This window comes from Pseudomonas sp. ME-P-057 (genome assembly GCF_030208975.1).
Classification (GTDB): Bacteria; Pseudomonadota; Gammaproteobacteria; order Pseudomonadales; family Pseudomonadaceae; genus Aquipseudomonas; species Aquipseudomonas lutea.
Window position 1 is genome coordinate 50036 of record NZ_JARVSX010000034.1, and the last position, 17235, is coordinate 67270.

Consider the following 17235-nt stretch of genomic DNA (forward strand, 5'->3'; position numbering starts at 1 on the left):
TGCCTGACTCACCGCGATCGTACGAAAGCGGTGGGTCAGTACCATGGATGTGCATGAATAGCCGGTTCGCCAGCAAGCCGGCTCCTACAGACCGAGGTGGCCGATGAAACCGGCTTTTCAGCCCGGCACCCGCACCCACCCTTCCATCAATACCCGTGCGCTGCGGCTCATGATGGCTTTTTTGACTTGCCATTCGCCGTTGACTTGCGCCGCTTCGGCGCCGACACGCAACGTTCCGGAGGGATGACCGAAACGCACCGCACTGCGCTCGCCGCCGCCCGCTGCCAGGTTGACCAGCGTGCCCGGAATAGCCGCCGCGGTGCCGATGGCCACCGCCGCCGTGCCCATCATCGCGTGATGGAGTTTGCCCATGGACATGGCGCGCACCAGCAAGTCGGTGTCCTGGGTTGTGACCCTTTTGCCGCTGGAAGACAGGTATTCTGCCGGCGGCGCCACGAACGCAACTTTTGGCGTGTGCTGACGGGTGACAGCCTCATCCACATTGCCGATCAGGCCCATGCGCACCGCGCCATAGGCCCGGATCGTTTCGAACATGCTCAAGGCGTTCGGATCGCTGTTGATCGCGTCCTGCAGCTCGCTGCCGGTGTAGCCGATGGCCGCGGCGTCCACGAAGATGGTCGGGATGCCGGCGTTGATCATCGTCACCTTTAACGTACCCAACCCCGGCACCTCAAGGTCATCAACCAGATTGCCGGTCGGGAACATCGAGCCGCCAGCACCTTCCTCTTCTGCGGCAGGGTCCATGAACTCCAATTGCACTTCGGCCGCAGGAAAGGTCACGCCATCGAGCTCGAAGTCGCCGGTTTCCTGCACCACGCCGTCTGTGATCGGCACGTGGGCAATGATGGTTTTGCCGATATTGACCTGCCAGATACGCACCACCGCCACACCGTTGCGGGGAATTCGCGCCGGATCAACCAGGCCGTTGCTGATCGCAAACGGCCCGACCGCCGCCGAAAGATTGCCGCAGTTGCCGCTCCAGTCGACGAAAGGCTTGTCGATAGAGACCTGACCAAACAGGTAATCGACGTCGTGGTCGGCGCGGCTGCTCTTTGACAGGATCACCGTCTTGCTGGTGCTCGACGTCGCGCCGCCCATGCCATCGATCTGCTTGGCGTAAGGGTCGGGGCTGCCGATCACCCGCAGCAACAACGCATCACGTGCCGGCCCGGCAGTTTGCGCCGCCTCAGGCAAGTCGCCGAGCAGGAAAAACACGCCCTTGCTGGTGCCCCCGCGCATATACGTGGCGGGGATTCTGATCTGTGCTGCGTTAGCCATGAATGGGTCCTTCTTGTTCTTTCTAATCCAGAGAGCCGAGTGTGCGACGGCTCAGGCAACGGCCGACGATTCGAGGAAGTCCTGGGCAAAGCGTTGCAACACGCCACCGGCCTCGTAGATCAACACTTCTTCACCAGTGTCCAGACGGCAGGTCACCGGCACCTCCACACGCTTGCCGGTCTTGCGCTGGATAATCAGCGTCAGCGTGGCACCCGGAGTGCGCGCACCCACCACGTCATAGGTTTCACTGCCGTCGATCCCCAGAGTCAGTCGGTTGGTCCCCGGTTTGAACTCCAGTGGCAGCACGCCCATGCCCACCAGATTGGTGCGGTGGATACGCTCGAACCCTTCCGCGACGATGACCTCCACGCCTGCCAGCCGCACCCCTTTGGCCGCCCAGTCACGGGAAGAGCCCTGGCCGTAGTCGGCACCCGCGATGATGATCAACGGCTGCTTGCGCGCCATGTAGGTTTCGATGGCCTCCCACATCCGCGCCACTGTGCCTTCCGGCTCGATCCGCGCGTACGAGCCCTGCTTGACCTTGCCGTTCTCGCGCACCATCTCGTTGAACAGTTTAGGGTTGGCGAACGTGGCGCGCTGAGCGGTCAGGTGGTCACCGCGATGGGTCGCGTACGAGTTGAAGTCTTCTTCCGGCAGGCCCATCTTTTCCAGGTATTCCCCCGCCGCGCTGTCGAGCATGATCGCGTTGGAGGGCGACAGGTGATCGGTAGTGATGTTGTCCGGCAACACCGCCAGCGGGCGCATGCCGCGCAGGGTTCGCTCGCCGGCCAGCGCGCCTTCCCAATACGGCGGGCGGCGAATGTACGTACTCATGGGGCGCCAGTCGTACAGCGGCGCTACTTTCGGCCCGGTATCTTCGTGGATGGCGAACATCGGGATGTACACCTGACGGAACTGCTCGGGCTTGACCGAGGCCTTAACCACCACATCGATCTCGGCGTCGCTCGGCCAGAGGTCCTTCAGGCGGATTTCTTCGCCATTGGGCCCAAGGCCCAGCACATCTTTCTCGATATCGAAACGGATCGTTCCAGCGATGGCGTAGGCCACCACCAGCGGCGGCGAGGCGAGAAAGGCCTGCTTGGCGTAAGGATGAATGCGTCCGTCGAAGTTGCGGTTGCCCGACAACACCGCCGTGGCATACAGATCACGGTCGATGATTTCCTGCTGGATCGCGGGGTCCAGGGCTCCGGACATCCCGTTGCAGGTGGTGCAGGCGAAGGCCACGACGCCGAAACCCAACTGTTCCAGTTCCGAGGTCAAACCCGCTTCGTCCAGGTACAGCGCGACGGTCTTTGAGCCCGGCGCAAGAGACGACTTCACCCACGGCTTGCGCACCAGCCCCAGGCGATTGGCGTTGCGTGCCAGCAGGCCGGCGGCGATGACGTTGCGCGGGTTGCTGGTGTTGGTGCAACTCGTGATCGCGGCGATGATCACCGCGCCGTCCGGCATTTCGCCCGGTGTCTCCAACCACGGCGCCGCGATGCCTTTGGCGGCGAGATCGCTGGTTGCTACCCGAGCATGGGGGTTGGACGGGCCGGCCATGTTGCGCACCACGCTGGACAGGTCGAAATGCAGCACCCGCTCGTATTCCGCGCTCGCCAGGCTATCCGCCCACAGCCCCGCCTGCCGGGCATAGGTTTCCACCAGCTGCACTTGCGCGTCTTCGCGGCCGGTCAGCCTGAGGTAGTCGATGGTCTGTTGATCGATGGCGAACATCGCCGCCGTCGCCCCGTATTCAGGGGCCATGTTGGAAATGGTCGCGCGGTCGCCAAGGGTCAGCGCGCGGGCGCCCTCTCCGTAGAACTCCAGGTAGGCACCGACAACCTTCTGCTGACGCAGGTATTCGGTGAGCGCCAGCACCACATCGGTGGCGGTGATGCCTGGCTGCGGACGGCCGGCAAGCTCCACGCCAATGATGTCCGGCAGGCGCATCCACGAGGCGCGGCCGAGCATGACGTTCTCGGCCTCAAGGCCGCCTACGCCTATAGCGATGACGCCCAGGGCGTCCACATGCGGGGTGTGACTGTCGGTGCCGACCAGCGTATCGGGGAAGGCCACCCCGTTGAGCGTCTGGATGACCGGCGACATCCGCTCCAGATTGATCTGGTGCATGATGCCGTTCCCTGGCGGGATGACTTCAACGTTCTTGAACGCCTGCTTGGTCCAGTTGATGAAGTGAAAGCGGTCTTCGTTGCGACGGTCTTCGATCGCGCGGTTCTTGGTAAACGCATCCGGGTCGTAACCGCCACATTCGACGGCCAGCGAGTGGTCGACGATGAGTTGCACCGGCACCACCGGGTTGACCTGCGCCGGGTCGCCGCCCATGTCGGCGATGGCGTCCCGCAAGCCGGCGAGGTCCACCAACGCGGTTTGACCGAGGATGTCATGGCAGACCACCCGCGCCGGAAACCACGGAAAGTCGAGGTCGCGCTTGCGCTCGATCAATTGCGTGAGCGAGGCCGTCAGGGTTGTCGGGTGGCAACGGCGGACCAGGTTTTCAGCGAGCACGCGGGAGGTGTACGGCAGCGTGTCGTAAGCACCAGGCCGAATGGCATCGACCGCCGCGCGGGCGTCGTAGTAATCCAGCGAAGTGCCGGGCAGTGGTGTGCGGTATTCAGTGTTCATCGTCAGGACTCGATCACGGAAAAGTTACGGGTGGAGAGCCCCGTGGAACTCTCCTTTGCCCATCAGCGCTGTTCGATTGGCACGAATGTGCGCTGCTCGACGCCGATGTATTCGGCGCTCGGTCGGATGATGCGGTTGTTGGCACGCTGTTCGAAGACGTGAGCGGCCCAGCCGGTCAGGCGCGAGCAGACGAATATCGGCGTAAAAAGCTTCGTCGGGATACCCATGAAGTGGTACGCCGAGGCGTGGTAGAAGTCGGCATTGGGAAAGAGCTTCTTCTGATCCCACATGGTCTTGTCGATGGCTTCGGACACCGGGAACAGCACCGTGTCGCCCACCTCCTCCGCGAGCTTTTTCGACCAGCCCTTGATCACCTCGTTACGCGGATCGCTGTCTTTATAGATCGCATGACCGAAGCCCATGATCTTGTCCTTGCGCTCCAGCATCGCCAGCGTGCCCTTGGCGGCCTCTTCAGCAGACGAGAACTTCTCGATCATCTCCATCGCCGCCTCGTTGGCGCCGCCATGCAACGGGCCGCGCAAGGTGCCAATGGCCGCCGTGATGCAGGAGAACAGGTCGGACAAGGTCGAAGCGCAGACGCGCGCGGTGAAGGTCGATGCGTTGAACTCGTGCTCGGCGTAAAGGATCAACGAGACGTCCATGACCTTGCGATGCAACTCGCTGGGCGCCTTGTCCAGCAGCAGTTTCAGGAAATGCCCGGCGATCGACACCTCGTCGGTGACGCAATCGATGCGCTTGCCCTCATGGCTGAAGCGGTACCAGTAGCACATGATCGCCGGGAAGGCGGCGAGCAGCCGGTCGGTGGAATCGAGTTGTTGAGCGAAGCTGGCTTCAGGCTCCAGGTTGCCGAGCATTGAGCAGCCGGTGCGCATGACGTCCATCGGGTGCGCGTCAGCGGGAATGCGCTCAAGCACCTCTTTCAGCGCCTGGGGCAGGTCGCGCAGGCCCTGGAGCTTTTGCAGGTAACCGTCGAGTTGCGATTGACTCGGCAGTGCCCCGTACAGCAGCAGGTAGGCGACTTCTTCAAACCGGGCGTCGGCGGCCAGGTCCTTCACATCATAGCCACGGTAGGTCAATCCGGCGCCGGCCTGGCCAACGGTGGACAACGCGGTCTGTCCGGCCACCTGGCCCCGCAGGCCTGCACCGCTCAGTACTTTTGCTTCAGCCATTGCTGTCTCCAGTCTTGTAGTTGTGGGAATCGGCAATTCAGTTTTGTAAGTCAGCCAAATATCGCTGGGTATACGCGCCCCCTTTGTAGGAGCGCGCTTGCCCGCGAAAGCGTCGTGTCAGCAAATTTCATCGTCAGCTGGAAGAATGCATTCGCCGGCAAGCGCGCTCCTGCACCTGGGCGTGGTCAGCCTTTCTTCTGTGCAAACAGCGCATCGAGCTTCTGCTCGAACGCGTGGTAGTCGATGCGCTCGTACAACTCCATTCGGGTCTGCATGGTGTCGACGACGTTCTGCTGCGTCCCGTCGCGACGGATGGCGTTATAGACGTTCTCGGCTGCCTTGTTCATCGCCCGGAACGCAGACAGCGGATACAACACCAGCGCGACTTCGGCCGACTTCAGCTGTTCGGTGGTGAACAGTGGGGTCGAGCCAAATTCAGTGATATTGGCGAGAATGGGCGCCTTCACGCGCGAAGCGAACAGCTTGTACATCTCCAGTTCGGTGATCGCTTCAGGGAAGACCATGTCGGCGCCTGCTTCGATGCACGCCGCAGCCCGGTCAAGTGCCGACTCCAGACCTTCCACCGCCAGCGCGTCCGTTCGCGCCATGATCACGAAGCTGTCATCGGTGCGCGCGTCGACGGCCGCCTTGATCCGGTCAACCATCTCCTGCTGCGAGACGATCTCTTTACCCGGCCGATGACCGCAGCGCTTGGCACCAACCTGGTCTTCGATGTGCATCGCGGCCGCGCCGAACTTGATCATCGATTTGACGGTGCGCGCGACATTGAATGCCGAAGCGCCGAAACCGGTGTCGACGTCCACCAGCAGCGGGAGCTCGCAGACATCGGTGATGCGGCGCACGTCGGTGAGCACGTCATCCAGCCCGGTAATGCCCAGGTCCGGCACGCCCAGAGAACCCGCAGCGACACCGCCACCGGACAGGTAAATAGCCTTGAAGCCGGCCCGTTGCGCGAGCAGCGCGTGGTTGGCGTTGATCGTGCCGACCACCTGCAGCGGGTGTTCGCTGGCCACGGCATCACGGAAGCGTTGGCCAGGAGTGGTGCGTGTTGTCATTGTTCACCTCGGGCAGTTGCAGCTTGAAAATGCTGCTCAATGTTGCGTTTGGACGCGGCGATGTGGCGGCGCATCAACAGCTCGGCAAGCTCGCCGTCGCGGTCGGCAATGGCGTCGAGAATTCGGTGATGCTCGCTGAACGCCTGGCGCGGACGGTTGGGCGTAGTGGAAAACTGGATGCGGTACATGCGCACCAGTTGGTAAAGGTCATCGCACAGCATCTGCGTCAGCGTGCTGTTGCGCGCGCCCTGAATGATCCGGTAATGAAAATCGAAGTCGCCTTCCTGCTGGTAGTAGCCAACCCCGGCCTGAAAAGCAGTGTCCCGCTCATGGGTTTCCAGCACCCGACGCAGCTCGGCGACTTCCTCAACGCTCATGCGCTCGGCCGCCAGGCGGCACGCCATGCCTTCAAGGGACTCACGGATTTCGTACAGCTCGACCAGCTCGGCGTGGCTCAACGAGACGACGCGTGCGCCAACGTGGGGGATGCGAACCAGCAAACGCTGGCCTTCCAGCCGGTGTATGGCCTCGCGCAACGGTCCCCGGCTGATGCCGTAGGTCCGCGCCAGCTCGGGTTCGGAAATCTTGCTGCCGGGCGCAATATCGCCCTTGACAATGGCAGCCTGGATGCGGCGAAAAACGTTCTCGGACAGTGTTTCGGCATCGACAGCATTAGCGGGCAGGACTTCCGCTGCATCCAACATTGTTGACACCTCATCTGTGAATAGCCCTGAATCTAGCCAAAGATGAGGCTCGCGTCAAAGCTAAACCGCTGATTGTCGACAATCGTCTAATACCTCAGCCGATCAGGGCAGTCTCCGACAACACGTATCCGCGTTCCCCTTCACTGGCGCCATAAAACCTTCATGCTAGAATGCGGCCCGCCTCAGACTGCCCGTCCGTCCAGCAGGCGCTTTGCCGCAAGGTCGCGCTGCAACACAGCACCGCACCCTGACGTCAAAGCAGCTCCCTCACTTTCATCGCGCCTGGACTTATGAGCCGCCACCCTCTTCTCTTCCTGCTCTCCCTCTATTTGCCGGGTCTTTTTCTGCCCGGACTGTGTCAGGCCGCTGAAAAGACCGTCTATGGCTTGAACGAGTACGCAGAGCTTGCGGACATCGATCTGCAGGTCGCGGCCAAGCTGGACACTGGTGCCAAAACCGCCTCCCTCAGTGCCCGTGACATCAAACGCTTCAAGCGCAACGGTGAATCGTGGGTGCGCTTTTATCTGGCGATCGACGATGCCCACGAACACCCCATCGAACGTCCTCTGGCGCGCGTCAGCAAGATCAAGCGCCGCGCCGGGGACATCGATGCCGACGACGACAAGAAATACACCGCCCGCCCGGTCATCAGCCTTGATGTGTGCATGGGCAGTGCGCTGCGCAACATAGAAGTGAACTTGACCGATCGCAGCGCATTCCAATACCCGCTTTTGATTGGCTCCGAAGCCCTCAAGCACTTCGACGCGCTGGTCGACCCAAGCCTGAAATACGCAGCAGGCAAGCCTGCCTGCGTCACCCATGCTCAAACCGCAGAGTAACGACATGCGCTCTCTTACCCTCCATCTGAAAATCCTGATCGCGACCCTTGTGACACTGGGCATCGCCATCACGGCTTACCAGATATTGGTGCTCGGCATTCCGGTGACCGAAGACGAAACCGACGACCTGTGGAACATCGACGCCAAAGTCGAGTTCGTCGCCAATCCCAAAGACACGGTCAAAGTGCAGATGTATGTGCCGCCCCTGTCGCGCGACTACATCAGCCTCAATGAAAGCTTTATCTCCAACAACTATGGCGTGAACGTCAACCGCGCCGACGGCAACCGCAAAGTCACCTGGTCGGCGCGGCGGGCCAACGGCAACCAGACGCTGTATTACCGACTGGTACTGACCAAGCGTTACAGCGGCGAAAAAGCCAAGGTCAAGGGCCCGATCTTCCGCGACAGCATCGTCGTCGAAGGCCCGGAAAAAATTGCCGCCGACGCGCTGCTCGCGCCCATCCGGCAGCATTCCGCCGACGTCGAGACCTTCGTCAGCGAAGCCATCAAACGCGTCAATAATCTGAGCGACGACAACGTCAAGCTGCTGCTGGCGGGTGATACGTCGGTACAGAACAAGGCGCGCATCACCGAAACCCTGTTGTCCATTGCCCACGTGCCCGTGGAGAAGGTGCACACCATTCGCCTGGTGGCCGACCAGCCGCAGTCCCCCGAGCTGTGGTTGCGCAGTTTCAATGGCAAGGACTGGCTGTATTTCAACCCCGACACCGGCGAGGCCGGCCTGCCGCAGGATCGCCTGCTCTGGTGGATTGGCGACGACAACCTGATCTCCGTCGAAGGCGGCAAGAAGGCCACCGTCAGCTTCAGTCTCAACAACAGTGAAATGAACGCGATCCGTCTGGCCAAGCTGACGGACGAGAGCACTGACGCCGATTTTCTGGAGTACTCGCTGTATGGCCTGCCGCTGCAGACCCAGCAGACCTTCATGATCATGGTGATGATCCCTATCGGCGTGCTGGTGATTCTGATCCTGCGCAACTTGATCGGGCTGCAGACTCTGGGCACTTTCACCCCGGTGCTGATCGCCCTGGCGTTCCGCGAGACCCAGCTGGGCTTCGGGATTGTGCTGTTCACCATCATCACCGCGCTGGGCCTGTCGCTGCGCTCGTACCTGGAACACCTCAAGCTGCAGATGTTGCCGAGGCTCTCGGTGGTGCTGACGTTCGTGGTGGTACTGATTGCGGCCATCAGCCTGTTCAGCCACAAGCTGGGGCTTGAGCGCGGGCTGTCGGTGGCGCTGTTCCCGATGGTGATTCTGACCATGACCATCGAGCGTCTGTCGATCACCTGGGAGGAACGCGGTGGCGGTCATGCGATGAAGGTCGCGATCGGCACGCTGTTTGCCGCCTCGCTGGCCCATATCATCATGAGCGTCCCGGAGTTCATCTACTTCGTGTTTACCTTCCCGGCGATCCTTCTGATCCTGATGGGCTTCATGCTGGCCATGGGGCGCTATCGCGGCTATCGGCTAACCGAGCTGATTCGCTTCAAGGCGTTCATCAAGGAAGACGCCGAACGGGACAGCCTCAAATGATGGGCTGGTGGAAGACGTGGAAGGCGCTGGAAGCCAAGGGCATCATGGGCATCAATCGGCGCAACGCCGACTATGTGCTCAAGTACAACAAGCGCAGCCTTTACCCCATCGTCGATGACAAGATCATCACCAAGGAGCGCGCCATTGCGGCGGGCATCCACGTGCCTGAACTGTACGGGGTCATCTCCACCGAAAAGGAGATCGACAAGCTGGATACGATCATTGGCGGACGCCGTGATTTCGTCATCAAGCCCGCCAAAGGCGCAGGCGGCGACGGCATTCTGGTCATCGCCGACCGCTTCGAAGAACGCTTCCGTACGGTCTCCGGGCGAATCATCAGCCACGAGGAAATCGAGCATCAGATTTCCAGCATCCTCACCGGCCTGTACTCCCTGGGTGGCCATCGTGACCGGGCGCTGATCGAGTACCGCGTAACGCCCGACCAGATCTTCAAGAGCATCAGTTACGAAGGGGTGCCTGATATCCGCGTGATCGTGCTGATGGGCTATCCGGTGATGGCCATGCTGCGCCTGCCGACCCGGCAGTCCGGCGGCAAGGCCAACCTGCATCAGGGCGCCATCGGTGTCGGCGTCGACCTGGCAACCGGGTTGACCCTGCGCGGCACCTGGCTGAACAACATCATCAGCAAGCACCCCGACACCACCAATGCAGTGGACGGCGTGCAACTGCCCAATTGGGACGGCTTTATGAAACTCGCCGCCGAATGCTACGAGCTGTGCGGGCTGGGTTACATCGGCGTCGACATGGTGCTGGACCAGGACCGCGGGCCGCTGATTCTGGAGCTTAACGCCCGGCCGGGGCTCAACATCCAGATTGCCAACGACTGCGGGCTCACGCACCGCACCGTCGCGGTGGAGCAGCGACTGGAAACGCTGGCCGCGGAAGGTCGTCATGAGAGCCCGGAAGAGCGGGTCACGTTCGCTCAAGGGTTGTTTGGGCACGTTTAAGATCTGCGGCAGGCGCAGAATCTGCAGAAGCCGGCTTGCTGGCGAACCGGGTGGGTCTGCAATCACGAGGTTGACTGGGCCGATGCGTTCGCCAGCAAGCCGGCTCCTACAGTCGACCCAAGCCACGCCGCGAGCCTTTGCCGTAAATCATGCCCGCGCCCACAGCGAAATGCGTATGTGGGACCGGCTTTAGGCGTGAAGGCGTGAAGGCGTGAAGGCGTGAAGCATCGCGCCGCCAGCATTGAGGAGGGGCAAAGAATCTTGCCTGGCTCGCCGCCGGCCACAGCATTCCCCTACAACTCGACCCCGCGGAAGACTACAATCGCCGTCCTCGCGCCTAGACTGATCCACGCCTCGCATGCCTATCTGCTCCTTACACCCACTGCCTTATCGTGCCGACCCCAGCGGGTATTTCGCCCGCGTGCGGTTTGCTCAGGGCGCCGTGCTGCTGGACAGCGGCCGCCCGACGGCTGACCGCGGCCGCTTCGATCTGCTCAGTGCCTGGCCGCTGGACACACTGCAGCCGGTTGCGAATGAATCCGGGCCGGCCTTTCTTCAGCGCCTGCGTGAGTCACTGGCCCGCCTCGGTGAAGCCGATTTGCCGGAGCACTGCGCGCTGCCGTTCGCCGGCGGCTTGATCGGATATCTGGCGTACGACTTCGGCCGCCTGTTTGAACCCCTGCCCGATCAAGCCATCGATGACCTGCACCTGCCCTCGGCGCGATTGGGGCTGTATGCCTGGGCGCTGGTCAGCGATCACCAGGAGCAGACCAGCCAACTGGTGTTTCACCCGGCGCTGGCACAGGCAGAACGCCAGCGCCTCATTGCGCTGTTCGAGCTACCCGACGCGCAAGCGGACGTATCGTTCAAGCTGACGGCGCCCTTCGCATCGGACATCAACGCCGAGCAGTACCGGGAGGCCATCGAGCGAATTCACGCTTATATCCAGGCGGGTGACTGCTATCAGGTCAATTTCGCCCAGCGCTTTCGCGCCTGCTTTGAAGGCGACCCATGGACGGCGTATCAGGCGCTGCGCGTCGCCTGCCCTACCCCGTTCGCCGGCTATCTGGCCCTGCCCAAGGGCGATGCGGTGTTGAGCCTGTCACCCGAGCGGTTCGTCAAGGTGAGTCAGCGTCAGGTCGAGACGCGTCCGATCAAGGGCACCCGTCCGCGGGGTCGAAACAGCGCTGAGGACGCAGCCTTTGCCGATGAGTTGATGGCAAGTGAGAAAGACCGCGCCGAGAACCTGATGATCGTCGACCTGCTGCGCAATGACCTGGGGCGCACCTGCCGCATCGGCTCGGTCAAGGTGCCGGAGCTGTTCAGGCTGGAAAGCTATCCCAACGTGCATCACTTGGTCAGCGCTATTACCGGCGAGCTGGCCGAGGGCAAGGATGCGCTGGACCTGATCGGCGGCAGTTTTCCGGGTGGGTCGATCACCGGCGCGCCGAAGATCCGCGCGATGCAGATCATCGAAGAACTGGAGCCGACCCGGCGGGCCCTGTATTGCGGCTCGTTGATGTACCTCGATGTGCGGGGCGAGATGGACAGCTCCATTGCCATCCGCAGTCTGCTGGCAAAAGAAGGCCAAATCGCCTGCTGGGGCGGCGGCGGCATCGTCGCTGATTCGCAGTGGGAGGCGGAATATCAAGAGACCTTCACCAAAGTGCGGGTGTTGATGCAGACGCTTGAGAGGTTATGAACGACTGATTGGCGATCAATGATGATCACGGACGCATAGCTATGCAGGCCATGACCGACAGTGCTGGTCTTACGCAATCTGGGGGGGGTAACCGACAGTGCGGGGTTACGCAGATCCATACGCGGTGACCCACGGTGCCGGCCTGATGTAAATCCGTAGGAGCCGGCTTGCTGGCGAACGGGTGGACGGTTCAACACCCCAGCGCCTGCACGGACGCGTTCGCCAGCAAGCCGGCTCCTACAGGTATGCGGTGACCGACGGTGCTGGTCTTATGCAAATCCGTAGGCGGTAACCGACAGTGCCGACGTTACGTAGATCCGTGCGCGGTGACCGACATGCCGACGCTACGTAAATCCGTACGCGGTGACCGACAGTACCGGCTCTATGTACATCCGTAGGAGCCGGCTTGCTGGCGAATGAGGCGCACCCTCAACACCGTAGCGCCTGAACGGACGCGTTCGCCAGCAAGCCGGCTCCTACAGTTAATCCAGGCCTTGCCGGGAACCTCCGCCGTAGACCAATCCGAGCCGGCTTGCTGGCGAAGGCGTGGTGTCGAACCATCCATTTGCAGCTGACTCACCGCGTCCGCCAGCGAGTCGTTGCGTACAGAGCTATGCGTCCGTTCAACAAGATAGGCAGTGTCCGCGTCGCGCATCCGTCTCCGTACAAATTGCTACGGGGCAAACGAGGCCAGATTTTTTGTTACCATCTGCGCCATTACGAGCGCTTAAGCGCCAGCCTGATATAGGAAGCCGCCTGATGAATCACCCTTTCGACGTCGACGACATCGCCGCCACGTATGCCAATAAATCCCCGTCCGACATCCTCAAGTTCGCCTTCCAGCACTTTGGCGACGATTTGTGGATTTCCTTCAGCGGTGCCGAAGACGTGGTACTGGTGGACATGGCCTGGAAACTCAACAAAAACGTCAAAGTGTTCAGTCTGGACACCGGCCGGCTGCACCCGGAGACCTATCGATTCATCGATCAGGTGCGCGAGCAGTACAAGATCGACATCGATATCGTCAGCCCTGATCGGGAAAAACTCGAACCTATGGTCAAGGAAAAGGGCTTGTTCAGCTTCTACCGCGACGGCCATGGCGAGTGCTGCGGTATTCGCAAGATCGAGCCGTTGCGGCGCAAACTTGCCGGCGTCACCGCCTGGGCCACCGGGCAGCGTCGGGACCAGAGCCCAAGCACGCGCAACAACGTGGCGGTGGTCGAAATCGACGGTGCATTCTCGACGCCGGAACGCCCACTCTACAAATTCAACCCGCTGGCCCAAATGAGCAGCGCGGACGTGTGGAATTACATCCGCATGCTTGAACTGCCTTACAACCCTCTGCACGAGCGCGGCTTTATCAGCATTGGCTGCGAACCCTGCACCCGCCCGGTTCTGCCCAACCAGCATGAGCGTGAAGGCCGTTGGTGGTGGGAAGAAGCCACGCAGAAGGAATGCGGGCTGCATGCGGGCAATCTGATCGCGAAAGGATAGAGAGGCAGCTTCAAGCTTCAAGCTTCAAGCCTCAAGCTGCAAGAAAACGGCGGTCCGCGTGAGGTCTGCTGTTTCTAGCAGCTTGAAACTTGCCGCCTGAAGCTGAGGTTCGCCTCTCAATGCTCTGGCAGTTCTACCCCGGCGAACAGTTCTTCCAGCTCCTGCTTGTTGTGACACTGAATGGCTTTGGCCATGACATCGCGGGTCAGGTGCGGGGCGAATTTCTCGATGAAATCGCACATGAAGCCGCGCAGGAAGGTTCCGCGACGGAAGCCGATCTTGGTCACGCTGGCTTCGAACAATTCACTGGCATCAAGCACCACCAGATCGTTGTCCAGCTTGGCATCCACCGCCATTTTGGCAACGATGCCCACGCCCAGACCCAGCCTGACGTAGGTCTTGATCACGTCCGCATCCGCAGCGGTGAACACCACTTTCGGGGTCAGCCCGCGGTGGCTGAAAGCCTCGTCCAGCTTGGAGCGGCCGGTGAAGCCGAACACGTAGGTGACGATCGGGTACTCGGCGAGGATCTCCAGCGTCAGCTTTGGCACCTTGGTCAGCGGGTGGCCCTGGGGCACGACCACGCAGCGGTTCCAGGTGTAGCAAGGCATCATCACCAGATCACCAAACAGTTCCAGGGCTTCGGTGGCGATGGCGAAGTCGACGGTGCCGTCGGCGGCCATCTCAGCGATCTGCATCGGCGAACCCTGATGCATGTGCAATGCAACGTCCGGGTACTGCTTGATGAAATTGCTGATCACCGGAGGCAGCGCATAGCGTGCCTGGGTGTGGGTGGTGGCGATGGACAACGTGCCTTTTTTCTCGTTGGAGAATTCCTGGGCGATTTGCTTGATGCTTTCGACTTTGCGCAGGATCTCCCCTGCGGTAGTAATGATGCGCTCGCCTGCCGGGGTCACGCGGGTCAGGTGCTTGCCGCTGCGGGCGAAGACTTCCACGCCCAGTTCGTCTTCCAGCAGGCGGATCTGCTTGCTGATGCCCGGCTGCGAGGTGTAGAGGCTCTGCGCCGTCGCTGAAACGTTGAGGTCGTGGTGCGCCACTTCCCAGATGTAGCGCAGTTGTTGAAGCTTCATATGTATCCCTCAAAGCCGTAAGACGCCATAGGCATCAGCAACGGTATATAACTGGATTATTGGTCCGGATGGCAAAGCTAGAACTTTTTATCACTTTTGACCCGTAATGGCACGCAGCTTTTCAAGCGTTCGAAATATTCACGCAACCGCCATCACGTCTGTGGTCGCCTCTGCAGCATCGGCACCATATAGACCGGCACGTTGGACAGTTGCAGAACCCGCGCGGCGGTCCGTCCGATCGGCGTATCCCCCTCACCGCCCTTGCTGCGGCTGCCCAGCACCAGCAGATCGACGCCCAGCAGGCGTGCCTGATCGAGTATCACTTTGGAGGGGTCGCCTTGAACCACGCGGACGCTGCAGATCAACGCCAGGTCCTGGTGGCCCTCACCCAACTCTTCGCGAAAACTGGCCAAAACCCTGGCCTCGATCCCGTCGATGACGGTATTGACGCCTTCGCTGTGGAGTTCCTTCAGCGCATCGGCGGTCAGGTAACTCTGCAGCACCGACTCGGCGAACAGCCCCATCGGCTCAACCACGTGCACCACGTGCAGCTCGGCCTTGAACGTCCGCGCCAGCACCACAGCGTGCTGCAGCACGTACGGCGCATACAGGCCGAGGTCGGTGGCGTAGAGCATCGAGCGGATCATAAAGCCCCCGGGACCACCTTTCAGATGAAGTCCCAGCAAGCGTAGCAGCGCCTCGAGCAATGCGACGTCCGCCTGCTGCTTTTCGATCTAACGCCTCAGGGTTTTAGCTCGTTGCTGATGCCATGGGGCACGTGCCCGGTCGCGACGACCTCGCGCGCCCGTTCGCAGTGACCGGGTTGGTCGTCGAAGAACACATCCGCCGCAAACGCTTCCAGAAATGCGGATTTGTCCAACCCGCCCAGAAACAGCGACTCATCCAGACGAATGTCCCACTCCCTCAGCGTCCGGATCACGCGCTCGTGAGCCGGAGCGGAGCGTGCGGTGACCAACGCCGTGCGAATCGGGCAAGACTCTTCGGGAAATTCTCGTTGAAGCGCATTCAGTGCGGCCAGAAACGGCTTGAACGGGCCGCCCGGCAACGGCCTGCGGGCGGCCTCGCGCTCATTGGCCTGAAACGCCTCAAGCCCGCCCGACTGGTAAACGCGCTCGGACTCGTCGGAAAACAGCACGGCGTCACCGTCAAAGGCGATGCGCAGCTCGGCACTGGCGGCGCGCCGGGCACCGCCGGACAGAATGGTGGCGGCGGCGAAACCGGCGTCCAGGGCGCTGCGCACGTCCTCGGCGTGGGTCGACAGGAAAAGATGGCTGCCAAACGCCGCCAGATAAGGGAACGGGCTGCGCCCGCCGACGAACGCCGCGCGGTAGATGTCCAGGCCGTAATGCTGGATCGAATTGAACACTCGCAAGCCGGTGTCGGCGCTGTTGCGCGAGACCAGCACCACTTCCACCCGCGACTGGGTCAAACCGGCATTAAGGCTCAGCAGCTTTTCGACCAACCGAAACGCATCGCCGGGTTCAAGCACTTCATCTTCATGCTCGATCTGGTATTGACGATAGGCCGCTACACCCTCCGCCATGTAGATCTCATGGCTTTCGCGCAGGTCAAACAGCGCCCGCGAGGAAATCGCCAGGACCAGCTTGCTCGCAAGAGGCTTTACGTTCAGCGCGTTGCTCATCTTCATCCTCATGGGTCAGGTGCGCGGAGTACGGCAACGGTTTCTATCGATTGTTCCGGTCGATGAACGCCAGCGCATGGTAAAGAGCGCGAACCTTGGGCATGTCACAGCCGGCGGCGAGCGCAGTGGCCAGAGGCCGGGCGTAAATCGCATCGAGCTCCAGCGGACGTCGTTCGGTGAAATCGTGGTACATGCTCGGCCGGTAATCCGGCATATGGCCGGTGACTTTGAGCAGGTGCTCGGCATAGCCCTCTGGCAGCACGTGCCCGCACGCCTGGGCGCCCTGCACCACTTCGGCCATGAGCCCTTGAATCAGCGCGCGGCTGTCGGCGTCGGCCATCAATGGCGTGGTGCTGGCATTGAGCAACACCGAGAGGCCGTTGTAAGGCACGTTCCACACCAGTTTTTGCCAGCGGGCCAGGTCGAGGTTGTCCATCGCCACCGAATCGATGCCGGCTTGATGAAACAAAGAGGCGCCCTGCTCGACCCAATGATTGCGCGTCGGGGCGTCGGCCGGGCCGCTGTGGTAGCCAATATTGACGGCGCCAAACGCCTGATGGGTGATCTGCCCCGGCCCCGTGCGATGCACACACACGAAGCACAGCCCGCCCAAGAGGTGAAGCGCGTCGGGCAGTACGGCCCGCAGCGCGTCCTCCACGCCCAGACCGTTTTGCAACAGCAGCACCTTGGCGCCGGGCGCGGCGGCCTGCACGATGGCGGAGGCCACCCCGCCATTGCCGGTGGTCTTGGCGCCGATCAGCAGCCAATCGCACGGCGGCATGTCGGCAGCGCAGGCGTAGGCCTGCACCTTGTCCAGCTTCAGCAGGCCATGCACCTGGCTGTCCACCGTCAAACCGTCGCGGGACACGGCATCGAATTCGCTGCGCAGTAGAAAATGCACGTCGAAGCCGGCCCGCGCCAGCATCACGCCGTAGAACCCGCCGATCGCACCCGTGCCGATAATGCCGATGCGGGGTTTGATTGCGCTTTCGCTCATGTTTGCTCCGA

At 61.6% G+C, this 17235-nt stretch carries 14 protein-coding genes; 5 read left to right on the forward strand and 9 right to left on the reverse strand.

Translation table 11 applies throughout. The features are described 5' to 3' along the window. Window positions 1-117: 117 nt before the first annotated feature. From prpF to QRN48_RS18475, 5 genes are all read right to left on the reverse strand, one after another. Window positions 118-1299 (reverse strand): 2-methylaconitate cis-trans isomerase PrpF, encoded by a 1182-nt coding sequence (prpF, locus tag QRN48_RS18455; RefSeq protein ID WP_285352205.1) that lies wholly within the window; start codon window positions 1297-1299, stop codon window positions 118-120. Window positions 1300-1350: 51 nt separating this feature from the next. After that, on the reverse strand, window positions 1351-3945 hold the full coding sequence (gene acnD, locus QRN48_RS18460; RefSeq protein WP_285352207.1) for a Fe/S-dependent 2-methylisocitrate dehydratase AcnD: 2595 nt from the start codon (window positions 3943-3945) through the stop codon (window positions 1351-1353). Window positions 3946-4007: 62 nt separating this feature from the next. Next, window positions 4008-5135 carry a bifunctional 2-methylcitrate synthase/citrate synthase gene (gene prpC / locus QRN48_RS18465; RefSeq protein WP_285352209.1) on the reverse strand — a complete coding sequence of 376 codons (1128 nt, stop codon included), beginning with the start codon at window positions 5133-5135 and terminating at the stop codon, window positions 4008-4010. A gap of 185 nt (window positions 5136-5320) precedes the next feature. Next, complete coding sequence (gene prpB, locus QRN48_RS18470) at window positions 5321-6211, reverse strand: methylisocitrate lyase (RefSeq protein WP_191943610.1); 891 nt, start codon at window positions 6209-6211, stop codon at window positions 5321-5323. Continuing rightward, window positions 6208-6915, reverse strand: coding sequence for a GntR family transcriptional regulator (locus QRN48_RS18475; protein ID WP_037011056.1), 708 nt, complete (start codon window positions 6913-6915; stop codon window positions 6208-6210). Before QRN48_RS18475 ends, prpB begins: the two co-directional genes overlap by 4 nt. 290 nt (window positions 6916-7205) lie before the next feature. Between QRN48_RS18475 and rloA the strand changes: the two genes are divergently transcribed. The 5 genes from rloA (at window position 7206) to QRN48_RS18500 (ending at window position 13473) form a co-directional block, all read left to right on the forward strand. Then, window positions 7206-7754 carry a retropepsin-like aspartic peptidase RloA gene (gene rloA / locus QRN48_RS18480; protein WP_037011058.1) on the forward strand — a complete coding sequence of 183 codons (549 nt, stop codon included), beginning with the start codon at window positions 7206-7208 and terminating at the stop codon, window positions 7752-7754. A gap of 4 nt (window positions 7755-7758) precedes the next feature. After that, window positions 7759-9309 (forward strand): osmotic stress tolerance membrane protein RloB, encoded by a 1551-nt coding sequence (gene rloB / locus QRN48_RS18485; protein ID WP_285352213.1) that lies wholly within the window; start codon window positions 7759-7761, stop codon window positions 9307-9309. Next, window positions 9309-10277 (forward strand): alpha-L-glutamate ligase-like protein, encoded by a 969-nt coding sequence (locus QRN48_RS18490; RefSeq protein WP_191943666.1) that lies wholly within the window; start codon window positions 9309-9311, stop codon window positions 10275-10277. Before rloB ends, QRN48_RS18490 begins: the two co-directional genes overlap by 1 nt. A 358-nt stretch (window positions 10278-10635) precedes the next feature. Further along, window positions 10636-11979, forward strand: coding sequence for an aminodeoxychorismate synthase component I (gene pabB, locus QRN48_RS18495; protein WP_285352215.1), 1344 nt, complete (start codon window positions 10636-10638; stop codon window positions 11977-11979). Between the two features lie 759 nt (window positions 11980-12738). Beyond that, on the forward strand, window positions 12739-13473 hold the full coding sequence (locus QRN48_RS18500; protein ID WP_037011061.1) for a phosphoadenylyl-sulfate reductase: 735 nt from the start codon (window positions 12739-12741) through the stop codon (window positions 13471-13473). 116 nt (window positions 13474-13589) lie between these two features. Here the strand turns inward: QRN48_RS18500 and cysB are convergent, their stop codons facing one another. The 4 genes from cysB to QRN48_RS18520 form a co-directional block, all read right to left on the reverse strand. After that, complete coding sequence (gene cysB, locus QRN48_RS18505) at window positions 13590-14564, reverse strand: HTH-type transcriptional regulator CysB (RefSeq protein ID WP_037011062.1); 975 nt, start codon at window positions 14562-14564, stop codon at window positions 13590-13592. Window positions 14565-14716: 152 nt separating this feature from the next. Next, window positions 14717-15211 (reverse strand): universal stress protein, encoded by a 495-nt coding sequence (locus QRN48_RS18510; RefSeq protein ID WP_037013076.1) that lies wholly within the window; start codon window positions 15209-15211, stop codon window positions 14717-14719. Between the two features lie 95 nt (window positions 15212-15306). Continuing rightward, complete coding sequence (locus QRN48_RS18515; protein ID WP_052075158.1) at window positions 15307-16227, reverse strand: 5'-nucleotidase; 921 nt, start codon at window positions 16225-16227, stop codon at window positions 15307-15309. A 43-nt stretch (window positions 16228-16270) separates the two neighbouring features. Next, window positions 16271-17224 carry a putative 2-dehydropantoate 2-reductase gene (locus tag QRN48_RS18520; protein WP_191943615.1) on the reverse strand — a complete coding sequence of 318 codons (954 nt, stop codon included), beginning with the start codon at window positions 17222-17224 and terminating at the stop codon, window positions 16271-16273. Window positions 17225-17235: the final 11 nt, after the last annotated feature.